We start from the raw sequence: 19,534 nt of genomic DNA on the forward strand, positions 1-19,534 counted from the left end.
AGTCGGGACGGTCGGCGGCCAGGACGTCGGCGAGGACCGCGGTGCCCGCCAGTTTGGGCGCGAGCACGGTCGCGACGGCGTCCCCGGTCTTGCGCACGAACGCCGGGCTCTCCGCGGATACGCTTCCCGCGCAGTGCAGCACGCCGCCGATCGGGCCCAGCTCGTTGCGCACCCGATCGAAGAAGCCGGACAACCCCGGCTCGTCCGTGAGGCTGCCGAAGTAGGTGCGCACGGCGACGCCGCGGTCAACCAACTGCACCAGCCGCCGAACCTTCTCCGCCTCGGGACCGGTTCCCGCGGCGACCCGGTCCCATTCCGTCTGCGGCGGTAGGGGTTCCCGGCCGAGGACGGCCAAGCGGCGCGCTCCGCGTTCGACCAACGCCGCCGCGAACGCCGCACCCAGTCCGCGCGTGCCGCCGGTCACCACATAGGTGCGGGCGGGATCCACCCTCAGACCGTCGCGTGCCGTCGCGTCGGTGAGTTCGACGGCTTCGCGTATTCCACCGCGATACCGCACCCGCGACGCGCTGTCCTCGGTGGCCGCGCTCTCCGCGCCCAGTATCGCCAGCAATCGCGCGGGATCGGCGCACACCGCGTCGCGCTCGTCACCGATATGGACGCTCCGTGTGCGCACGTCGCGGATCTCCTCGGCGAGCGCGGCGACCAGGCCGCCCAGCGGCGCCGACTCCGGGCCGTCCGCGCCGGGGTGTCCGGCGGCGATGTGCAGCAGCGCGAGCGAACCGGAGCGCGCCTCGAGCACGCCTTGATAGAACCCCATTCGGCCGAGGTCGCCGGTGGGTCGTCCGGTCGCCGCGGGTACGAGGTCGCACACGTCGAGGACGCAGTCGGTGTCCGGGTATCGTGCTGCGAGCGCCCGGCCGAGCGCAGCGCCCGCGCCGAAGTCGTCGCGGTGCAGGTCGCCCGGTAGTCCGGAGAGCCGCACCAGGCGGCCCGGATCACCGGTGGCGGCGGTCAGCGCCTCCAGCAGGTGGTGCGGGGTTCGCGCGTCGTATACGAGCAGGGCGCGGCGGGAACGCAGGTCACCGCCGGGCAGCGCAGCTTCTCGCCAGACCGGAATCAGCAACCGTTGCGCTGCTGCCCGGCGGGTCGGCGCGGGTGTGGCCGACGCGGACTCCGGCAGCGGCTCGAGTGCGAGCCATTGTGCTGATACGGGTTGCGGTGATCCCGGTTGAAGCGGGGCCTGCCCATTCAGCGCAGGTTGCGCGACCGGGACAGGTCCCGAAGTCGACGTGGGCTGTGGCAGCGAGGTGTTGTCCGGCGTCAATGCGGACCGGTCACTGTGCCCGGCACCCGGTTCCACGCTGGGCGCGACGTCCGGAATCCAGTACCGCTCACGGGCGAACGGGTACGTGGGCGCGGGAATACGGCGTCGCGGTCCCGGATCACGGACGGTGGCCCAATCGATGTCCTCACCGCCGAGCCAACGCGCGATCCGGGAATCCTCCGCCGCGTCCCGGCAGGACCTGGCGCCGGGCACGTCGTCGACCCAGGCGCGGACCGCGGCGCGCAACTGGCCGATGTCGCGCGCGACGAACGCGGCGCGCGCGCTGCCCGCCTGCCGACCCACCTGCATGGTGAAGGCCAGATCGGCGAGGTTCGGCTGCTGCCCGGCGAGGAAACCGTCCAGCGCGGTGACGTACTCCGTGAGCCGCTCGTCGTCACGCGCGGAGACCGGGACGACCTGACCGCCGCTGAACCGCGTCTGCGGCCTGCGATCCACGTACTCCTCGATCACCACGTTCGCGTTGGCCCCGCCTGCTCCGAACGAACTCACCGTCGCCCGGCGCGGCCGCGCCGGATCTCCGCCGGGCCATGGCAGCGGCCGGGACGGAATTCGGAACGGTGTGGCCGCGAAGTCGATGTTCGGGTTGGGCGGCGTGGCGTGCAGTGACGGCACGATGGTCCGGTGGCGCAACTGTAGGAGCACCTTCGTCAGCGCCGCGACACCGGCCGCGGCCTCGAGGTGGCCGACATTGGACTTCACCGAGCCGATCGGCAGCTCGGTCACGCCGGACGTGCCGAACACCTTTGCCAGACCGGCGATTTCGATCGGGTCGCCCAGCGCGGTGCCGGTGCCGTGCGCTTCGACGTAGGAGACCGACGCCGGGTCCACGCCACCGCTGCGCAGCGCCGAGCGGATCACCGCCGCCTGCACGTCGGGATTGGGCACCGTGAACCCGTTGACCCGGCCGCCGTGGTTGATCGCGGTGCCCTTGATGACGCCGTAGATGGTGTCGCCGTCGGCTTCGGCGTCGGCCAGCGGCCGCAGCACCAGCGCCCCCACACCCTCACTGGCCACATACCCGTCGCCGCCTGCGCCGAAGGAACGGCAGCGGCCGTCGGTGGAGGCGAACTGCCCCTGGCTGAGCGCGACGAATTTGTACGGGTGCAGTGACAGATTGACGCCGCCGACCAGCGCCAGCCTGCATTCGCCGGTCCGGATGCTCTGGCAGGCCAGGTGCAGTGCGGTGAGCGAGGACGAGCACGCCGTGTCCACCGCCATGCTCGGCCCTTGGAAGTCCAGGGCGTGCGAGACACGATTCGGGATGCTCCAGAACGTCGACCCGGGCAGCGTGCCGCGCCCGAGCCGGGACTCCTCGGCCCCGAACAACTGATAGGTGCCCCACATGACACCGACGAACACACCGGCCTGCTCCGGGCGCAGGCCGCCGCGAGCGAGGTCGGCCCGGGAGTGTCCGGCGTCTTCCAACGCGGCCCAGGCGGTTTGCAGGAACAGCCGCTCTTGCGGGTCCAGGATCTCCGCCTCGCGCGGGGAGATGGCGAAGAACAGCGGATCGAAGCAGTCGACGTCGTCGAGGAACCCGCCCCACTTGGTGTAAGAGGTGAAGGGGTTGTGGCGGTCGGGAACGAAATAGCGGCTGTGGTCCCATCGCTCCGAAGGGATCTCGGTGACGCAGTCGCGCCCCTCGACCAGTACACGCCAATACTCGTCGAGCCCGTCCGCGCCCGGGTACCGTCCGCTCACCCCCACGATCGCGATGTCACCCTCCGCGCCGATGTGACGATCGGTGTTCGAGATGGCGGCCGCGGTCGGCGTCTCGCGCGATGCGAACGACTCGGCCGACGCATGTCGGGCCTCCACCTCACCGACGCTGGGCGCGGTCGGCGCGAACGGGTCTGCCGATGCGCGCGCGGTCACGGGCCGCCGGTCGCGCGCGGCCGAGCGGTCGGCAGCCGCCGCCCCGTCGTTTGTGCCGGTCCGGTGATTGCGCGGAGCAGTATCCGTTGCCCGCGGCGGCACGGTCGCGACGCCGTTCGACATGGGCACGGTGACGTCCACGGCCATTTCCGGGTTCAGCCCGGGAGCGGGCGTCCGTGCCGCCGTCCGATCGGAGGAATCGCCATTGCTATCGATCGACGGCGGCACGGACGGCGCTTCCGCGGAGCCCAGCCGCACCAGCAGGCCGACCACCGCGCGCGGGGTGGGATACTCGAAAGCCAGGGTGGCGGGCAGGCGGTGACCGCTGGAGCGCGACAGTTCGTCACGAATCTCGAGGGCGGCGACCGAGTCCAGCCCGAGTTCGTGCAGCGGTCGATCGAGATCATCGCCGGGCGCCAATCCGAGACAGCGCCGCACCAGCGCCTCCATCCTCCCGGACAGGTCGGCGACCGAATCGGTTGTCGTAGAAGCGTTTTCGATTGGAGCGACGAAGTCCAGCAGCACGTCCGGCACGTCGGCCGCGGTCACACCCGACATCGTCAACGGCATAGTGGTGACCGCCGGAGCCGTGGAACCGAGCAGTTCGGCGAGCGTGTCGAAAGCCCGGTCGGGCCGCAGCAGGCCGTAACCACGGCGGGCCAGCCGTTGCACCGCGCTACTGCTGAGCCGCTCGACCATTCCCGTGTCCGCCCACGGGCCCCACGCGATCGACAGCGCGGGCGAGCCCGCCGCGCCACGCGACTCCGCCAAGCCGTCGAGGAAGGCGTTGGCGGCGGCGTAGCCGGCCTGACCGGGCAGACCGACCACCGCCGCGGCCGAGGAGAACAGCAAGAAGAAACGCAAGGACCGGCTCTCGGTCAGCTCGTGCAGGTGCCATGCCCCGAACGTCTTCGGCGCGAGCACCCGCCCGACCCGTGCGGCCGTCTGCTCGGCGATCACGCCGTCATCGAGCACTCCGGCCAGATGCACAACGCCCGCCAGCGGCGGCAGCTCACGGTCGATCCAAGTCAGTGTGGCCGCCACGGCCGTGCGGTCGGCGACGTCGAGCGACCGCACCTCGATCCGGGCGCCACGCGCCCGCAATTCGGCGATGACGGACTCCGCTCGAGCATCGGGCGCGGACCTTCCGGCGAGCACCACGTCCGGCCAACCGCGGTCGACGAACCAGCGAGCCAGCCGCACACCGACCCCACCGAGACCACCGGTGATCAGCACCGTCCCGCCCGCGTCGGAGGCGACCGTCGGCGCGCTGGGCACTGTCAACGGCACGAGCCGCGGCACCCGGCGACGCCCTCGGCGCAACGCAAGCTGCCGCGGCGGCGCTGGCGTCACGAACGCGTCGACCACGCGACGAACGTTCGCTTCATTATCGAGATCGACTACGTGGCAGCCCATTTCGTGGTATTCGAGCTGCGCGCTGCGGGCGAATCCCCACAGCGCCGACTGCTGCGGCGCCACCCGATCGGAAGGCTCCACTCGCTGACCGTGACGGGTGAGCAGCCACACCGCCGGTTCTCCGGCCAGCGCCGCGGCCTGCACGAGATGCAGCGCACCCACCACCAGACGTTCCGCGGCCACCGGTGCGGGCGCGTCCTCGTCCGACAGCGCGACCGCGGAGACGATCCCGCGCAGCGGTGCGCGACCGTCGTCCACCGCCCCGAGCAACGCCCGCACGGCCGCGGGCACGCCGAGGTCGATCTCGAACTCGTCTTCCCCGCGGAACCTGAACCCGTCACCGGGCCTGGCGACTACACACTCCCCGCCACGCGCCCGCAAGTCGTCCGCGACATCGTCGGCGAAGCCTCCGGGCGCACCGATGACGAGCCAGCGCCCGGCCGCGGAGGCCGGCGCCGCCGGGCCGGTCTCCCGCCAGTCGATACGGTAGGTGTCCGCGACCGACCGATCGTGGGACGCCGGGGCGGACGACTGCCCGGCCGAGTTCGGCGTGGGCATCACGCGCAATCCGTTCGCGACCAGCACCGGAGAGCCCTCCTCATCGAGCAGTCGAACATCGGCGACACACAACTGCGGCGTCTGCTCGAGGACGCGCACATGGCCGAATCGAACGGTGCCCGCCGCGGCGGAGACGAGTACTTGGTCCACCGCGAACGGCACCCACGTCTGCTCGTCGGCACGCGGCGACATCGCCGCATAGGTGGCTTGGAACGCCGCGTCCAGCAGAACCGGGTGCACCACCCCAGGGCTGGTATCGGTATCGAAATCCGACAAGGTGGCCAAGGCTTCGCGCCGACCAAGGCGCAGGCCGACGACACGGCGGAACGCCGGTCCGTAAGGCAGGCCCGCGCGGGTCAGTCGTCGGTAGAACTCCGCTGCGGCAAGGTGTTCCGGGCAGGCGCCGAGAATCTCCCCGAGAGAGGCAGCGGCCGGGATCCGGTGCGGTCCGGTGCGGACATGGGCGCGGGCGTGTGTGCCCGAGCTTTCCGTCTGCACGTGCACCGCGAATCCGTCGGCGGTCGGGTCGAAGCCGATTCGTACCGGTTGCGGGCCGGTCAGCGCGAGTCCCCTGGTGATCACCAGGTCATCGATCGCGACGACGTCACCGGCGACGAGTCCGCGCGCGATGTCGGCGATGGTGGCGACGAACCAGGCGCCGGGCACGACGACCGTCCGATCCACGACATGGTCGGCCAGATATGGCGGAGAATCCGGCCCGAGCGTCAGATCGAAATACGTTGCGGTGCTGCTCGATATCGAATGCTCTGCCTGCCGGACCGCAGCCATCTCTCGTCGCGCCCGAAGACCCGCATCAGGGACGGCACTCACGTCGACCGGCGCAGGCACGGCCCGGAGGTGCGTCAGAGGGTTCAGCTCGGCAGCGACGCCCGGTCCGGGGACCGTCTGGTCGCCGCGAGCCGGCTGGATCGTGACGCCGCGATCCGATAGCTCGGCATGTGGATGCCTCGAAACCAACGAGTGCCCCGCGCCGACCGGACGCGACGAATAGCCCACGGCGGGCGCCGATGCGGTACCGGACTCCGGCAGGGTGCTGCCGGACTGCACGGGGATCGGCGGGTACCCGTCGCCGGCGCTGCTCGGTGCCGCCACAGCGGCGCGGGACCGGGACTCGACCCAATAGCGTTGCCGCTGGAAAGGATACGTCGGGGCGAGCACGCGCCGACGATCGTGCGGATGGTGCACCTGCTCCCAGTCCACCGTCACGCCCCCGACATACAGGCGTCCCAGCGCCGTCATCATCGTCTCGCGATCGCCACGGCCGCGACGCAGCGACGCGACGAACCGCGCCGAGTCACCCAGCACGCGCCCGCCGAGCGCGGACAAGGTCGGATGCGGCCCGATTTCGAGGAACTCGTCGATCCCCAGCTCGGCCAGCGCCCGCAAGCCCTGTGCGAACCGCACCGGCTGACGCGCATGCCGCGCCCAGTACCGCGGGTCGAGTTCGCCCGGGCGCAGCACCGCACCGGTGAGGTTGGAGATCAGCGGAATCGCGGGATCGGACATCCTCGCCCGGGACGCCGCCGCGGCGAGGTCGTCGAGAATCGGGTCCATCGCCGCGGAGTGGAAGGCGTGCGAGACGGTGAGATCGGCGGAGCGTATACCGTCGGCCGACAACTGCTCGCGCAGCGGATCGAGTGCGGCTCGCGGTCCGGCGACCACCACCTGAGCCGGTCCGTTGTATCCCGCGATCGACACCGCGGGCGCATACCGTGCGACAAGCGGCGAGATCTGCTCGGCGGGGGCGTCGACGGCCACCATCGCGCCTCCGTCCGGCAGGCGCTGCATCAGGCGACCGCGCACGGCGACGAGCCGCAGGGCATCCTCCACGCTCATCGCGCCGGCGGCGCAGGCCGCGACGTATTCCCCGACGCTGTGCCCGAGCACCGCCGCCGGGGCGATCCCCCACGCCCGCCACAGCTCCCACAGCGCCCACTCGACCGCGAACAACACCGGTTGGGTGAACACCGTGCGACGCAACAGCTCCGGACCGTGCTCGCCGTAGACGGCCTCGATCAGCCCGATACCGTCCGCGATCGGACCCAGCACCGCGTCACAGTGCCGCAGCGCGTCACGGAAGACCGGTTCGGAGTCGAACAATTCGCGTGCCATGCCCGGGTACTGCGATCCCTGCCCGGTGAACAGCAGTGCCACCTTCGTGCGCGCGGTTCGCTCCACCCGACCACGGATCGGAATCGGCGCACGCAGGTCTCGCGCCGCGGCGGCGCTGGTGCCGGCGACCACCGCGAGCCGTTCTTCGAAGTGTGTCCGCGCGGTCGCGGCGGTGTAGGCCAGATCGCCGAGTGTCGCCTGCGCCGAGTCGATTCGGTCTGCCCAACGCCGGGCGCTGTCGGCGAGGGCGGTCTCGTCGCGTGCGGACAGGACGAGCACCTGCGCGGTCGGCGACTCCGGTCGCGGTGCGGGTACCGGATCACCCTGCGCCAGGATGACGTGCGCATTGGTGCCGCTCATCCCGAAAGAGCTGACCCCGATCGCCGGTTCGTGCCGGGTGCGCGGCCAGTCCCGCGCCTCGCGCACCACTTCCAACGGCAGCCCGGCCCAGTCGATCAGCGGGTTCGGAGTGTGGAAGTGCAAGCTGGGCGGGATCCGGTGGTGCTGCAACATGAGCACGGCTTTGATGACGCCCGCGACACCTGCCGCCGCCTCGGTGTGCCCGATATTGGTTTTCACCGACCCGATGAGCAGAGGCTGCGTGCGGCCCGATCCGTACACCTCGGCCAGCGCGGTGGCCTCGATCGGGTCACCGAGCGGGGTGCCGGTGCCGTGTGTCTCGACGTAGTCCACCGTGTCCGGCCGCAGGCCCGCCCGTTCCAGCGCGTCGGTGATGACGCGCTGCTGGGCCGGGCCGTTGGGTGCGGTGAGACCGTTGGACCGTCCATCGTGATTCACCGCGACGCCGCGCACGATCGCCAGCACCCGATCGCCGTTGCGCCGGGCCTGCGACAGCCGGGTCAGCACCAGCACGCCGCAGCCGTCGGCGCGGACGTAGCCGTTGGCGTCGGCGTCGAACGCTCGCGAGCGCCCTTCGGGCGACAGCGAGGCCAGACGGCAGAAACCGATGGTGGTCTCCGGAGCCAGCTGGAGGTTCACCCCGCCCACCAGTGCCAGATCGCAACGGCCCGCTCGCAGCCCGTCTTCGGCTGCTTGCAGCGCCACCAGCGACGAGGAGCATGCCGTGTCCAGCGTCATCGCCGGGCCTTGCAGCCCGAGAACGTAGGCCAAGCGCCCGGCCGCGACGCTCGGCGCCGAACCGATCACCGAGTAGGCGCCGATCGCGGTCGGATGGTCGGCTCGGGTCGGCGTCGCCGGATACTCGCTGAAGCACAGTCCGACGAACACGCCGGTGCGGCTGCCCGCCAGCGCGCCGGGTGCACGGCCGGAGCGCTCCAGCGCCTCCCACGTGGTTTCGAGCAGCAGGCGTTGCTGCGGGTCCATCGCGCGTGCCTCCGCCGCGCCGATACCGAAGAACGCGGGGTCGAACTCGTCGGCGTCGTCGACGAAACCGCCCCAGCGGGTGTACATCGTGCCCAGGGACGCCGGGTCGGGATCGTAGTAGGCGTCGATGTCCCAGCGCTGCGGTGGCACCTCGGTGATCGCGTCGCGTCCGTGCCACAGCAGGTCCCAGAAGTCCTCCGGTGTGCGCACCCCGCCGGGGAAACGACAGCTCATGCCGACGATGACGATCGGGTCGTCGCCGGGCCGGTCGCTCTCGAAGTCGATGCCTGTCGAAACAATCTGTCTCGCAGACTGTTCTGGTGGAGCCGCGATCGGGTACTGCGGCGTGGGTGCGACCGGGTTCACCTCGCCAGCGACCGAGGGCACGTCAGCCGCGACGGGCACGTCAGCGGGCGCCGCGGACACGTCGGCCGCGACAGCGGACACGTCAGCCCCAGGCAAGAGCACGTCAGCCGCGACCACAGGCACGTCGGCGACGACGCGGGGCACCTCAGCCCCGGCGGGGGACAAGTCGTCAGCCCCGGCCAGAGGCAAATCTGCCGCGTACGAGGGCACGTCAGCAGCGGCCACGTTCGTGCCTCCGGCCGGAGCGGCTGCGCCTCCGATGGGAGCGGCTGCGCCCTTGCGGTGCAGGAACCGCGCCATCTCACGCACGGTCGGATAGTCGAAGACGAGCCCGGCAGGCAGCGGCATTCCGACCTCGACGGCGAGTGCGGCCCGCAGTTCCATTCCGGTCAGGGAGTCGACGCCTGTGTCGTGCAGTGGCAGATCAGGATCGAGTTCGCCCGCGCGATCGAGTACCCGCATCGCGACGCGCTGAACGAGCGCCTCCCACGGAGCGAGATCGTCGGACGTCGATTGCGTTCGCGGTGCCCCGGTGGTCTCCGGTGGAATCGTCGCCGGTACGGCCGGCGCGATCTGCGACACGCGCTGCGCATTCCACCGCTCGGGCACGAATTCGAACACGCCAGGGGCAGCACTGTCGTGCCGGACGAGGTGCTCCAGCGCCGCGGCCGCGTCGCCCGCGGACAGCGGAGGCAGCCCGCGCCGCACGAGACGTGCTGTGACGTCGGGCCGATCGGCGGCCATGCCCACATCGGCGAACGGTCCCCACCCGATGCTCAGCGCGGGCAGTCCCTCGGCACGCCGCCGCCAGGCCAGCGCATCCAATGCCGCGTTGGCCGCGGCGTAATTCGCCTGGCCAGGGGTGCCGAGTACACCCGCAACGGAGGAGTAGGTGATGAAGAGTTCGATCGGTTGATCGCGGGTGAGCTCATCGAGGTGGCGCGCCGCATGGTATTTGGGTCCGAGCACGGTCTCGAACCGCGACCAGGTCTGCTCGCTGATCACGCCGTCGTCGAGCACTCCCGCGCAGTGGACCACGCCGCGCAGTGGCGGGAATCCGGATTCCGAAATGCCGTGCAGCAGTCCCGCGACGGCCGCGCGGTCGCCGACATCCGCCTGCCGCGCCGTCACTCGAGCGCCGGTGGCGCGCAGCGATTCCAGCAGCCGTTCCCCTGCCGGATCCGGCGCGCGTCTGCCTACCAGCACCAAATGCCGTGCTCCACGGTCGGCCAGCCAGTGCGCGGCCGCGGCGCCGAGGCCGCCGAACCCTCCCGTCACAAGATAGGTGCCGTCGGGCAACCGGTCGCCGCGCGCGGCGACCGGGACGTCTTTGCCGAGCAGGACGACGCGACCGGGATGATCTCGTTGCGACATGGCGCGGAACGCCTCGGCGGCACGATCGATTCCGTAGGCCGCGTGCGGCAGCGTGGTCAAGGCGCGCTGCTCGAACAGCGCCAGCACACTGCGCAAGGCAGCGCCCAGTCGCCGCGGGTCGATAGTGGCCGGATCGAAGGTCCGGTGGTCGACATCCGTATGCCGATGCACCGTTCCGGTCTGCACCGGGTCGACGATCTCGACGAATCGACCTCCCGCACGCAGTATTTCGGATGCGTGTGCGGGGAAGCCGTCCCCCGCGGTGTGCACGACGACGTCCAGTCCGTGCCCGGCGGTCGCCGCCCGAACCCGTTCACCCAACTCGTGGCTGCGCCAGGTATGGATCTGTGTGACCGGCAGACCCGCGTTCCGCGCCCAGCGACACAGGGCGGCGGTCGCGCACACCTGCGCTCCGGCGTGCGCGGCGAGCTGGACCGCGGCCATGCCGATGCCGTCGGCGGGGCCGTGGACGAGCACCCGGTCCCCGGCGCGCAGACCGCCGAGGTCGAACAGCGCGTGCCAGGCGGTGGTGAAGGCATACGGCACAGTCGCGCCGTCGGGGAAGGGCAGGTCGTCCGGCAGCCGGGCCACCATGGCCTGGTCCACCGTCACGTGGCGGGCGAAACTGTCGGCTGCCAAGGCGACGACGCGGTCACCGACCGCGAATTGCGCTACCCCGGCACCGATCGCGGTGATCCGGCCCGCGCACTCGGAACCCAGCGGTCCCGCCCCATCCGGATGGATGCCCGAGGCCACCCAGAGGTCGTGGGCGTTGAGGCCGGTGGCGGCGACGACGATCTCGACTTCCCCGGCTGCCGGTGCGCGTCGGGTACCGGGCTCCAACCGCATCCGTTCGAACTCGCCGGAACGGTGCGCGACCAACCGGTAGTCGGTGGACGCGAGGCCTTCAGTGACGCGCGCGGTCAGCCAACGGCCGTCGCGGAGGGCGAATTCGCCTGCGGCGCGGCCGCCGAGCAAACCATCGACGATCGAGGCGCTGTCCACGACGGTTTCCGCGGGCAGGTCCAGCAATCGGCATCCGAACTCGGGGTGCTCGGTGGCCAGCGTGCGTCCGAAACCCCACAGCAGAGCTTGATCGGGGTCCGGCCGGTCTGCCGGGTCGACGCGCTGGGCGTTCACGGTCAGCAACCAGAGCGCGGCGGTCCGGTGCACTGCCGAGTCCAGAGCGCGCGTCAACCGCAGGGCGGCTTCGATGCGAACCCGGGCGGGAGCCGCCGTCCACGCGAAGACGATGCCCTGAAACGAATTCGCGGCCTCGGAAGACGCTGCGGGCCCGTCCTCGGGACGAACGGCCACGATCTCAGCGCCCCGCGCGCTCAATCCGGCGGCGACGGCGTCCCCGACCGCTCCGTCACCGAAGATCAGCCAGCGACCCGCGGGTTCCTGGCGCACGCCGCCCTCGACGGGAACCCATTCCACGTGATGCAGCAGACGGGCGAGTCTTGTCGAGTCCGACTCCGCAGCAGCCGATTTCGGCAAGGTATCGAACTTCTCGGCCAGGAGGCTCACACCCTGAACGCTGGCGAGCGGTCGCCCGGACTCCGAGTACAGGGTGGCGTCACCGACGATGATCCGCCTCCCTCGTTCGGTCACCCGTACCCGGCACCGCACGGTCGCATCCCTGGCCGTCGGGTTGCCGAAGAATCGGACACGATCGATCTCCGACGGCAAGAACAACTCCTGGCCGCCGGTAGCTGTCACCACGATGCTGTGCAGACAGGCATCGAGCAGGATCGGATCGAGCGCCGTGCCGTCACCGGGCAACCGGAACACCGTCTCGGCCTCGGTTTCGCTGATCCGCCGGAAGTCCACGGCGCAGCGGTAGTCGGGGCCCAGGTCCAGGCCCAGCCGGGCGAGAGTGTCGTAGTAAGTGGGCCAGATGCGCGCATCGGAAACAGCGGATCCGGCCTCATACGGGTCCGCCGGATCAGACTGCGCCGCAGTAAGTTTCGCTTGCGCATAACCGGCTCGGGCGTCGTCGGAGCCGAGAAAGCGCACATCGTGGCCGTCCGGGCCGGGCTGGACCACGACGCGCAGCACCGCTTCGGCGGTGACCTCCAGCGGCGTGATCAGCCGCAGCTTCGCGACTTCCCAGGCCCCGGGTAGTCGAGTGGCGATTTCGTTCAGCTGAGCGCTCAGCCACGCCGCGGGCACTGTGGGCCGACCACGCAGCCGATGCCCTGCGAACATCTCCGGGGTGAGCCGCAGGGTGCGTGACGAACTCGAGTCGTCCCGGCGCGGCGTCAGCTCGAGCCAATGCCGTTTGCGCTGGAACGGGTAGGTCGGGACATCGACATGTCGCCAATGGTGACCGGAATAGACGGCACCCCAATCGATCTCGGCGCCATCGACATACCGTCGAGCCAGTTCGAGCGACCCGCCCGACACCTCGGCGACCGACCCGCTCACGGTGACCCCGGAGGCGACGTTCTCGAGCGCGGCACGAAGCTGCGCGGCAGTGTCGAAACCGATCGCCACGCGCTCACCGAAGTGTGTTCGGCCCAGCGCGGCGCGCGCACACAGATCCACCAATGCGATCTCGGGGTGGGCGACGAGGAGATCCACGTAGCGAGCCGCCAGCTCGCGCAGGGCATCGGCGCTTTTCGCCGACAGGACCAGCAAATGAGGCCCGGCCTCGTCGGGGGCATCGGCCGCCGCGAACTGCGGCGGTTCTTCGATCACCACGTGCGCGTTCGTCCCGCTGATCCCGAAGGCGCTCACCCCCGCCCGCCGCGGCCGCCGCGAACGCCGCCACGGCCGCTCCTCGGCGACCACCCGGATAGCGACCGAATCCCAGTCGATATGCGGATTGCCCGAACGGAAATGCAGCGAGGCGGGAATACGCTGGTGCCGCATCGACTCGATCACCTTGATGATGTTCGCGATGCCCGCCGCCGCCTGGGTGTGCCCGAGATTCGACTTCACCGACCCGATCCACAGCGGCGCGGTTTCGGTGCGACCCTCCCCTAGTGCTGCGGCCAGGGCATTCACTTCGATCGGATCACCGAGTGCCGTGCCGGTGCCGTGCGTCTCGACGTAATCGATGTCCCCCGCCTCGACGGCCGCGTCCGCCAGCGCCGCGCGGATGACCCGTTCCTGCGCCGGACCGTTGGGCGCGCTCAATCCCTGGCTGCGGCCATCGGAATTGACCGCGGAGCCGCGCACCAGCCCCAGCACCCGATCGCCGTCCCGCCGCGCGTCCGCCAGCCGCTTGAGCACGAGCATTCCCGCGCCGTCACTCCAGACCACGCCGTCGGCGCGCGCGTCGAAGCTTTTGCACCGGCCATCGGCGGCCAGGCCGCGCGCCCGCGCGAAATAGATATCGAGCGAAGGCGTCAGCACCACGGTGGCGCCGCCCGCCAGCGCCAGATCACATTCGCCGCTGCGCAGACTGCGCACCGCCGTGTGGACGGTCACCAGCGACGAGGAGCACGCGGTATCGATGGTGAGGCTCGGCCCCTGCGCGCCGAGGAAATACGACAGCCGGCCGGAGGCGACGCTGGAGAGGTTTCCGGTGCCGAACCAGGCATCGGGCGCGAGGTCGGCCCGCGCCATCCGTTCGGCATAGTCGTTGGACATCACACCGACGAAGACGCCGGTCCGGCTGCCCTCCAGGCGGCTCGCCGGATAACCGGCGTGTTCGAGCGCCTCCCACGCCGTTTCGAGCAGCAACCGCTGCTGCGGATCCAGCATCCGCGCCTCACCGACGGAGATGTCGAAGAATCCGGCATCGAAATCCTCGACACCATCGACGAAACCGCCCCAGCGGGTGTAGGTCTTGCCGTCGGCATCCGGGTCCGGATCGAAGACGGCGTCCACGTCCCAGCGGTGCGCGGGTACCTCGGTCACCGCGTCGGTTTCGGTGGTCAGCAGGCGCCACAGATCGGCGGGTCCGCGCACGCCGCCGGGATAACGGCAGCCGATGCCGACGATCGCGATCGCATCGGCGTAATCATCCGGGGCAGTGACGGATTCCCGGGATGTGAGGTGAGACACGTTCGGTGTACTAGGTGTAACCGGAAGTTCCGTTGGGTACACCGAGTGTGTGAGCTGCTCGGAGATGCGCGTGGTCGGTCGTTGTTCGGCCTGCTGCCCTGCCGTGTGGCCGGGGGTGGACGTGACGCCGAGCCGGGCGATCTCCTCCGACACCGCGGCGACCGTCGGATGATCGAACAGCAACGTCGCCGGAAGTCGCATCCCCAGATCCGCGGAGAGCGCGTTGCGCAGCTCGACCGCCATCATCGAATCGAGCCCGAGTTCTCGCAGCGGCGTGCGGTCGGAAACGGCTGTCGTGCGGCCGAGCGCCGTCATGGCGTGGATGCGCACCAGTTCCCGCAGTTCCGCCGGATCGCGCGAATCCTGGGCCTCGACCGCGGCGATCGGTTCCGGCTCCGCCGAAACCTCTGTGACGGCGGGAAAGACCGAGACGACTCCCTCCGCCGACAGCAGCGAGCGCAGCGCTCGGACACCGTCTTCGGCGGCCAGCTCGCCGACACCGTGACGTGCCCACGCGCGGCGGGCGGCGTCGCTCAGCCCTTCGGCCATGCCGGTGCCCGCCCACGGCCCCCACGCGATGCTCAGGGCAGGCAGCCCTCGAGCCAGCCGCAGGCGGGCGAGAGCATCGAGATACGCGTTCGCCGCGGCGTAATTGCCCTGCCCCGCGGTGCCCACCACGGCGCTGACCGAGGAGAACAGCACGAACAGATCGATCGGCTGTCCCTCGGTCAACTCGTGCAGGTGCCACGCGCCCGCGACCTTTCCCGCGAACACCCGGTCGATGTGCCCGGCGGTCTGCTCGAACAACAGGGCGTCGTCCAGAACCCCCGCACAGTGCACGACCCCGGCCAGCCTCGGCAACTCCACACCGAAGCGGCTGATCAGGCGGGACAACGCATCCCGGTCTTCGACATCGACCACCGCGGTCTCGACTCGCGCCCCCAAAGCCGCGACCCGCGCCATCTTCCGCTCGTCTCGCGAGGTGGGGCCGCTGCGCCCGGCCAGCACGATCGTGCCCGCACCGGCCTCGGCCAGCGTCCGCGCGGCCGTCAACCCCAGCGCGCCGCGTCCGCCGGTGATCAGATACGCACCGCCGCGCTTCACCTCGGGTGCCCCGCCCGGTTCGTCAGAGGGCTGCATCCGCGTCGTGTAACGGTGACGCCCGCGCAGCGCGATCGCGGAATCCATGGCGCCGGACCGAATTTCGTCCACCAAGCGGTGGTCGTCGCAGCGCGCGTCCGCGGGCAGGTCGATCAAGCGGCAACGCAACTCGGGCAGTTCGGTGCGCGCCACCGCGCCCAGTCCCCACAGGGTCGCGGCGGCCGGACGCACAGGTTCCCCGGCGAGCGCTCCGGTCGCCCCCCTCGTCACCAGGTACAACGGTGCGTCGGAAACCATCCGAGCCATCCGTTGCACCACCGCGAGCGCGAATCGCGTTTCCACCCGTGCCGATTCGGCGCTGTCGTCCGCGTCGACATCGGCGAGATAGATCACCGCACGGTCGTCGCCGGGCCAGACGCCAGGATCGGTCGTACGCTCCACGGCCACCGCATCGGTACCCGCGGCGCGCAGCGCGGCGGCGAGCCGGTCCGCCTGCTGCCCGACGCCGACCACCAACGCGGCGGCGGTCGCCCCTCCGCTCGGGGACCCCACGACGCGCTCCCAGGTCGGACGGTGGGTGAAGCCGGACATGCGATCCCGATCCTGCGGCTGCCCGGCAGTGCCGGACTCGGCGAACCATACGTCTTCGATATCGCAGACCACCGCGCCGGCGGTATCGAAAATCGTGAGACGAACCGTGCGGCCGGTGCGCTCGGCCAGCGCCCACGCCATTGCCCCCGCATCCTGGCCGGAAAGCCGCAGACGGCCGATACCCACCGGCAGTCGCGCCGCGTCGCCGCCTGCGGACACCAACGCCAGACCGGTCTGGATCGCGGCGTCCAGCAGACAGGGCAGCCAGGCGTCGGGTTCGTCGGCGAGTTCCGCCGGGCGCCTCAGTTCGGCGAGCATGCGGCCCTCTCCGGACCGCAACCGCGTAATCCAGCGGAATCGCGGACCGAAGGTCAATCCCGCGTCCGCGCAACGCCGGTAGAAAGCCGCGACATTCTCTTCGGTGGACAGCGCGAGCCGCGCCGCGGACAGTTCGTCGGAATCGCGGGGTCGATTCGTGGCGGCTCGAACCTTCGCGGACACCGCGGTGACCGCGCCCTCGTCGACGTGGAACCGCACCTCGGCGCGGTCGCCCACATCGGAGACCAGCGGCTCGGACAACTCCTCCAGCGGCACCCGTCGCGCCGCGATGAAGTCGACCAGTTCGTGGCTCGCCCCTCCGGCGGCACGCAACGCGCGCAACGCGAGCTCCGCCGCGGGCACCACCGCGCGGTCGCGGAACCGATGCTCGGCGAGATATCCGGTGCTCGGCGACGGGCTCTCGATCGGCACAAAGACCCGCTCTCGTTCGAAGGGGTAGGTGGGCAGGCCGTTGCGCCTGCGCGCGTCCACCGGAACCACTGCGCTCCAGTCGATTTCAGCGCCCAGGCGATACAGCTCGCCGAGTCCGTTCAGCAGCACCTCGTCATCGGTGGACGTCCGGCGCATGCTCGGTACCCACACAGCGTCGGGGTCGGTGTGCCGCCCGAATTCCGACAGCACCGGATGCGGTCCCACCTCGAGGTAGACATCCACGCCCGACTCGGCGGTCGAGCGCACACCCTCGGCGAAACGGACGGTGCCACGGGCGTGCGCGCGCCAGTACGCCGCATCCATGAGGCCCTCGATCGGCGTGCCGGTCACGTTCGACACCAGCGGAATCGCCGTCGCTCGGGGGGCGGGAACCAGTTCGGCGACCCTGGCTTCGAAGTCGTCGAGCATCGGATCCAGCAGGGGCGAGTGGAAAGCCGCCGTCCCGGGCAGCCGCACGGCACGGATCGACCGTTCCTCGGCAGCCCGCACAACCCGCTGCACGCCGTCCACCGATCCCGACACGACGAATTGCCCGGGGCTGTTGACCGCCGCAATCGACACACTCGCCGAGAGCTCGTCCAACAGTGTTTCGAACTCCGCGGGCGCGGCGAAGACCGCCGCCATCGCCCCATGCTGCGTCACGGCCTGCATCAACCGGCCCCGTTCGGCGGCCAGCCGCAAGCCGGTGGCGAGGTCGAATACGCCCGCGACGGTCGCCGCGACCAGTTCACCGAGGCTGTGTCCCAACACCACGTCGGGGCGGACGCCGAACGCCGACCACAGCTCGGCGCAGGCCCATTCGAGCGCGAACAAGGCCGGTTGCGCGTACTCGGTACGGGCCAGCACATCGTCGTCCGCCTCGAACAGCACCGACCGCAGGCGCAGCCCGCCGCGAAGCGGTCCCAACAACTCGTCGCACCGGTCGAGCGCCGTGCGGAAAGCCGGGTACCTGCGGTCGAGCGCCGCGCCCATCCCGGCGTACTGCGCACCCTGCCCGGTGAACAGCATCGCGACCCGCGGCTTGCCCGGATCCGGATCGATGGACCGATCTGACGGTGCCGCGAGTTCGCGCGCCGCTTCCTCGGCTGTCCTGGCCACGACCGCTCGCCGGTACGCGAAATGCGTGCGTCCCAGCGCCGCGGTGGCGGCGACGTCGGCCAGCGGCATCTCCTGCCGGTCCAACTGCTCCGCATAGCGTTGGGCCAGCGCATCGAGGGCCGACCGGGAGCGCGCCGAAATGACCAACAGTGCAGACTCTTTCGGATCGGCACGCGCCAGGGGCTCGGGTGCCTGCTCCAGCACCACATGTGCGTTGGTGCCCGCGAATCCGAACGAACTCACCCCTGCCGATCGCGGCTGCTGCGTCCGCGGCCAGGCGACGTCGTCGGTCGGTACCGCCAGCGCCGTGCCGTCCAGCCTGATCTTCGGGTTCATGGTGGCGAAATCGTGCTGACGCGGAATTCGTTCGTGCTGCAGCTGCAGCACCACCTTGATCAGCCCGGCGATGCCTGCGGCCGCCTCGAGGTGCCCGATCCGCGACTTCACCGAACCCAGCAGGCACACCGACCCATCCACACGTGGCGCGCCGAGAACCTGTGACAACGCCTCGATCTCGATCGGATCGCCCAGCGGTGTGCCCGTGCCGTGCGTCTCGACGTAGCCGATCCGATCGGGGGCGCATCCGGCGTCGGTCAACGCGTCGAGCAGCAACTCGCGTTGTGCCGTCGGATTCGGTGCGGTCAGCCCCATGGAACGACCGTCGTGGTTCACGCTCGAGCCTCGGACGAGCGCCCTGATCTCATCACCATCGGCGAGCGCCCGTGAAAGCGTCTTCAGCACAACAACACCCGCGCCCTCGCCGCGCACATACCCGTTCGCGCGCGCGTCGAAGGGACGACAGCGCCCATCAGGAGAGAGCGCGCCCATACGGGCCAGCGCCTCCGAAGTCAGCTCGGATTGCAGCAGATTCACGCCGCCCGCCAACGCGACGTCGCACTCCCCCGTACGCAGACTGCGGCACGCCTGATGCACCGCCACCAGCGACGACGAACATGCGGTGTCGATCGCCACCGCGGGACCGCGCAAGCCGAGCACGTAGGACACCCGCCCGGCCACGATGCTCGACATCGTCCCGGTGAGCGTGTGCGCGTCAACCGAACTCACCCAGTCCGGGGTGATCGTGCGCTGGTATTCCTGCCAGCTGACACCGAGGAACACCCCCGTGCGGGCAGCCGCCGGACTGCCCGCCACCAGAGCGGCGTCTTCCATTGCCGCCCAAGCAACTTCGAGCGCCAGCCGCTGTTGCGGATCCATCGACGCCGCCTCGCGCGGTGCGATCCCGAAGAACTCCGCGTCCATCGCATCGATCGGACCGGCGAGCAGCCCGGCTCGCCGCCGCGCCCGTCGAGGCGCCGAATCCGTTACCACCCAACGGTTCTCCGGCGCCTCGACGATCGCGTCGCGGCCCGAGGACAGCAGTTCCCAGTACTGCTGCGGCGATTCCGCGCCGCCGGGAAAGCTACAGCCGATTCCCACGATGGCGATCGGCTCGCGCTGCGGCCGCGCCTCCAACTCCTGAATCCGGCGGAGCGCCCGCGTCAGCAAGACCCGTAGGTCGTACCCATCATCCGACATCTGCGAAGCCACCCACATCTTGCAAAAGTTGTGATGTGGAACATACGA

The 19,534-nt window shown here is 70.5% G+C and carries 1 protein-coding gene (running past one end of the window); it reads right to left on the reverse strand.

What is annotated here, in order from left to right; all coding sequences use genetic code 11:
• A protein-coding gene (locus ACWEH3_RS16290; protein WP_452358339.1) for an SDR family NAD(P)-dependent oxidoreductase crosses the window boundary here: on the reverse strand, positions 1-19,486 show its 5' portion. The gene continues 2,189 nt to the left of window position 1, outside the view; the window shows 19,486 of its 21,675 coding nt (coding positions 1-19,486); it begins with the start codon at positions 19,484-19,486; the stop codon falls past the left edge of the window.
• Positions 19,487-19,534: the final 48 nt, after the last annotated feature.

This window comes from Nocardia sp. NPDC004718 (genome assembly GCF_053601535.1).